Raw genomic sequence first — 3630 nt, 5'->3', positions numbered from 1 at the left:
ACGGGGACACCCCCATGCAATGAAATTATATCACTTTGCCATCCTTAGGAGAAAGTGACCGATAATAAGAGAAGATGCATGTTGCACGACCATAATGAAGCATCACTTGGTCTTTTCCATGGAAAGAAACAAAATCGATTTTCTGGATCAAGTAAGCTCGCATTTTCTCCACGATTGAAGATAGTTTGTCAGGTGAAGCTCTGAGAAAGCCAATATAGCAAAAAAACGAAACGAGAATCAGAGAGTCGCGAAAACGGTGTGAATGCACCACGACGGAGATCGTATACTATCGCCTGATCGTCAACGGTGACTCCTATGTATTTTTATCTGTCCATTTTAATATTTATACATGTCCAGAAAAATGGTCAGACTCGTACTCCGGAGAAATACCGCTACGTGTAATGAAGANNGATCCCTGCTGAAGAATTCTTCCCTTTCTTTCCGTATTTGTTCGTTCAAGTGGCGATAGTGATATCCAAACATTCAAATGACTTCGAGCACACACTTGTAATCTGTTTGTACGAGTCATATTTGGTAGAGGCATTTATAGCAAAGCAAGTTATGAACCTGAGAGTCTGATCTAGGCGGTTATCGATTCTTCTGAAGCCTTTTGTAAAAGGTTCATTAGGAATTCTTCTGGTGAGGTATTAGCCTCTACGCTTAGTTCTTGTATTTTCTCCGCTGCCACGTTGGAAAGTCTGATGCAATTATCGGCCTGGGCTGTTATTAGGATCTTGCCTCCAAGAGCATTGACGAGTTTGTGCATAGTCTGGTAGGAAAGATTCTGTTTTCCTGCCTCTATTCTTGAGATATTCGGAACGCTTATACCTGTGAGCTCGCTTAGATCCTTTTGAGTCATACCCTTCTCAACCTGAGTTCAATCAGTTCATCTATGAAGTTTCTTAGCGGCTTTCTCTCATTGTATATGCGCGCGAATTCCTCGTTCTTCATCAAGTTGGCCTTCAGTTTATCAAAGCCTGTCATCTATAACACCACCTTTCAGATTTCGAAAGAAGCCCACTTACTTTTGTATATTATCATATATGATAATACTAGTTGATGTCTCTCTTTATTCTTGGCAAGAAGGAAATAGAGTATTCGGTCAGACAAGAATCCGGAACTCGGGATTAACTGTTTAGTCTCTAGTGTTGGAGTAATTAATAATGCGACTTCTGCCCAGAAATATGGTTAAGTAATGATAATGAACTAGTCTGTCAATTGTGATCGACTGACTCCACACATTGATAAGTATGCTAGACTTACTGTAGTTGTCCGTTGAATGCGTTACCAGAACGATTGTGATCATTGAGATGGCAACCCACCAGTAGTTATGTATTGCATTCAACTGAATATTCCAACTTTTTCCCCTGTGTCACACCCAAACTCAGAGACTTACTTTCTTACGATTCTATTATTCGAATCGGTGCTCAAGTGGCATCCAAGAGGGAGGATCCTAGCATGCATGCAATCGACGAAAATGGAAGAACCGTGATCCTGAACGAAGATGGCAGCTGGCAGTATGAAAACTCAAAAGAATGGCGAGTTGTAAGAACCTATATGGGAGATTCGACAGAGAAAAAGACGGATCTCTTTCAAATCACCTATCCCCAGTGGAGGGTCAGGGTATCCACAGAAAAACGCGTGTGCATCAGCTGGCACGAACATGAATCAGGTGATCAAGACGACTTGATAGATCTGGGTTCCCCGGGTTCTGACGAGAGTTATGTCTACTTGAAAGGAAGCTTTTACCTAGACATTTTCATCTCAAATGGAAAATACAGAATAGTTGTTGAAGAGAAAGTTCCGGCAGAATGAATACTATACCCTTCATCTGAAACCGGGAACAAGGAATGCCTGAAACGATAAAGATTTCAGCATATCCCCCTCAATACAATATCCCAAAAATGGGAGAAAACATTGTTGATCGATGGAGCAAGACTTGTAGTACGTTTCACTATTGTTTTCTAATACTCACTTTCCCATCTTGAATCTGAATCTCATGGTTGCGAATAAGCAAGCTGATTTCATTGTTTATGATGTTCGAGATGTTCGTTCCCGTCCTCTTGAAACCGAATAGTCTTGCCACATCTGTCTTCAAGTCCTCTCTATCCATTGTGAACGCGTGTTTCAGACAGAGTTTTATGGCCTCTTGAATCTCTACAGGCGGGATGTGTTCGGGTTTTCTCATATCATCTCTGCTGGCCGATCGTCTTGGAAGTATCCTTTCGTTGCGCTTGAGCAAAAAATCTCCCTGCAGAACATATGAATCCCTTGGGAATTGTGCCATAACATACTCCCGTAAACTCTTACGGGAGACATTCCCGGATTTTGTATACATATCCCAGTTTACCTGGAGTAAATCAGGGCGAGTATCGAAAAGCATGATAATCCTCGACACTACCTCATCCAAATGAACCGGGGCCTCTTTTTCAATTATCGCCCCAATAAGGCTATACAATTGAATAACTTTCTGCAATGAGACTAATTTGGTTAGGTCATGAGGTGAGAATCTTTCATACAATGGAAGGGTCGTCTCTTCTCTTTTTATTGATGGCAAAGGATTTTCGACTATCAGCTCATCATTGATGTTAAGTGCTTCGGTATTTTCTGAAACGGAGCCAGCAGCTTCTATCTCTGCAATGACTCTCTTGATTTCCGAACTTCTGTCGAAGATCCAATCTCTTGACCAGATTCTGATGATCTTCCAACCCAGATTCTCAAGGACTTGTTGGCGTAGCCTGTCTCTATCTCTTGCAGTTCTCGCGGAGTGATACATGGCTCCGTCGCATTCAATTCCTGCGACATACCTTCCAGGATGTTCATTGACAACAATTGCCAGGTCTATCCTGTAGCCGGAGCATCCCACCTGTTTGTGTACATTGAACCGACGTGCGGTGAGTTCCTCAAATACCTCCTCTTCAAAGGGCGATTCAAATTCGCCGTCAGTGTTTTCGGTCTCTCTCAAAAGGAATTCCCTGCTTCCTCCCTCTTCAGCATAGTTCAAATATTCTCTTAGGGCTCTTACTCCTGGGGTCTGTATTTCAGCAGAGATGTCTGCTCCTCTTATCGAACTTACAACAGTGACTTTCCTCTTGGCTCTCGTTATCGCAACGTTGAGTCGTCTTTCTCCTCCATTTTTGTTTAGAGGACCAAAGTTCATGGTCAGCTTTCCCGAAGCATCTCTACCATATCCAATGCTGAAGATCATCTCATCTCTCTCGTCACCCTGAACATTCTCAAGATTCTTCACGAAGAAAGGTTCAAGTTTATCCTCGCCGAAGAAATCCTCGACAGACTGATCCTGGGAACGAAGCTCTTCAATTCGGTCAAGGATCGCCGTCTGCTGAGCTTCACTGAAGGCAACTACTCCTAATGAAACACCTGCCTTTGTCCTTGCATGGCTCATAACCATCTCGGCAACTCTGCGTGCTTCTTCAATGTTCTTTCTGCTCTTTGCTCTGTCATAAACTCCATTCGAAACATATTCAAAGCATATTCCGGAATCAAGCCCGTTAAAACTGCTGCTGGGGAAAGTGCTGAGTCTATTCATGTAAAAGTGATAGTTTGAGAAGGCTATCAATGATTCGTGGCGGCTTCGATAGTGCCAGAGAAGCTTCCTTTCTGGAAGAC

The 3630-nt window shown here is 42.8% G+C and carries 4 protein-coding genes; 1 reads left to right on the top strand and 3 read right to left on the bottom strand.

Annotated elements, in window-relative coordinates; translation table 11 throughout:
- Window positions 1-580 precede the first annotated feature (580 nt).
- Both B3N33_RS08770 and B3N33_RS08765 read right to left on the bottom strand, forming a co-directional pair.
- Complete coding sequence (locus tag B3N33_RS08770) at window positions 581-859, bottom strand: helix-turn-helix domain-containing protein (protein ID WP_292588908.1); 279 nt, start codon at window positions 857-859, stop codon at window positions 581-583.
- The gene (locus B3N33_RS08765; protein WP_292588906.1) at window positions 856-984 is read right to left on the bottom strand and encodes a hypothetical protein; all 129 of its coding nucleotides are present in this window, start codon (window positions 982-984) and stop codon (window positions 856-858) included. Before B3N33_RS08765 ends, B3N33_RS08770 begins: the two co-directional genes overlap by 4 nt.
- 474 nt (window positions 985-1458) lie before the next feature.
- Between B3N33_RS08765 and B3N33_RS08760 the strand changes: the two genes are divergently transcribed.
- On the top strand, window positions 1459-1815 hold the full coding sequence (locus B3N33_RS08760) for a hypothetical protein (protein WP_292588904.1): 357 nt from the start codon (window positions 1459-1461) through the stop codon (window positions 1813-1815).
- 139 nt (window positions 1816-1954) lie between these two features.
- Here B3N33_RS08760 and B3N33_RS08755 read toward each other — a convergent pair.
- A partial coding sequence (locus B3N33_RS08755; protein ID WP_292593027.1) for an AAA domain-containing protein occupies window positions 1955-3630 on the bottom strand: 1676 nt, incomplete at its 5' end.

Origin of the sequence: Mesotoga sp. UBA5825 (assembly GCF_002432955.1) — a bacterium.
In the GTDB taxonomy this organism is placed as follows: Bacteria; Thermotogota; Thermotogae; order Petrotogales; family Kosmotogaceae; genus Mesotoga.
The sequence above is the reverse complement of the archived record's forward strand: the minus strand, read 5'-3'. Positions and strand labels throughout refer to the sequence as shown.

Coding starts and splice junctions, on each gene's coding strand:
- B3N33_RS08770 (WP_292588908.1), bottom strand. CDS start 859: ATGACTCAAAAGGATCTAAGCGAGCTCACAGGTATAAGCGTTCCGAAT.
- B3N33_RS08765 (WP_292588906.1), bottom strand. CDS start 984: ATGACAGGCTTTGATAAACTGAAGGCCAACTTGATGAAGAACGAGGAA.
- B3N33_RS08760 (WP_292588904.1), top strand. CDS start 1,459: ATGCATGCAATCGACGAAAATGGAAGAACCGTGATCCTGAACGAAGAT.